The sequence below is a fragment of the Campylobacter concisus genome (assembly GCF_902460895.1).
In the GTDB taxonomy this organism is placed as follows: domain Bacteria; phylum Campylobacterota; class Campylobacteria; order Campylobacterales; family Campylobacteraceae; genus Campylobacter_A; species Campylobacter_A concisus_BC.
This window is the reverse complement of the sequence record NZ_CABPVL010000006.1, coordinates 2,557-3,645: the sequence shown is the minus strand read 5'-3', so window position 1 is coordinate 3,645 and position 1,089 is coordinate 2,557. Positions and strand designations below refer to the sequence as shown.

Annotated in this window: 1 protein-coding gene; it reads left to right on the top strand. The window is 36.1% G+C overall.

The genetic code is table 11. From position 1 onward, the window contains the following. The coding region (locus F3G98_RS10550; protein ID WP_508610418.1) for a site-specific integrase at nt 1-1,089 on the top strand (1,089 nt) is incomplete at both ends.

Here is a 1,089-nt window from a genome sequence, read left to right as displayed (position 1 = left end):
GTAAGGCTAAAATTTTATCTAACAGTCCAGATGAAGCCATAGATCAAGATGATAAAGCCAGCATAGCTCAAACCCTGCTTGAAAAACATATATTGTCCCTAAACTACCTAATATCAAAGCTTGACAAGAGTACAAACCTTGTGTCTAAAAGACTTAAATTCTTAAGCAAACAAGATGAAAGTTATAAATTTGAGCCAACTGGTATAGATAGCTTTCAAGATAACATCAATGCTCTAGATGAAGCAAATGGGCTACCTCTTAAAAAAGAAGATATCAAAAGTCTAGCTAAAAATTTCTCACATGCCATAATGGCAACTGCCGAGCAACAATACGGACTTAACACTCCTTTTAAGCTAGTAAAAACAAAAGGTGATGAGAGGAGTGTAGAGCAGATACTGTCTGCTAATAGTCATCTAATAGGCAAACGCATAAAAGTAGGAGATAGTAGCTTTGCTGTGGGCAGCTTAAATGATGAGGCAGTCCAAGAATACGAGATAGTGCCATGTTCTCCTAGTCAAAGAAAGGTAGAGAGTAGGGAGATCATCACACTAAAAACAGCATTTGAAAATTTTACAGCTAATACTAGCGTTAGCCAAAAGTGGTCAAGCAGCACTATGGATCTGGTAAATATTGTAGGCAATATATTGTTTAAATTCTTTCATCCAAGCAAGGATATCACAACCATATCACGAGATGATCTGCTTAAATTTAGAAATACTTTAGCTCACATACCAACCAAGCTAAACCAAAAAGCCAAATATAAAGACAAAAGCCTAGAGCAGATAATACACATGGGCAAAAATGATGCCAAACTATCACAAGTAACCATACAAAAATATATGATAAGAGTAGTGCAGTTCTTTAAGTATTGCTATAACAGCGACTACATAAGTAAGAGCATCATAAATGACCTAAACGTAAAAGTGGAGATAAACCCAATGGAGCGCAAGGTGCTACCTTATAGCAAGGAAGAGGCTAATGCTATCTTTAAAATAGTCCAAAATTTTAAAGAGACTAACAAGTCGCCAAGCAATCGCATAAGCGCAAATGATCTATACTATATAACCATGATAGCAGCATATAGTGGCA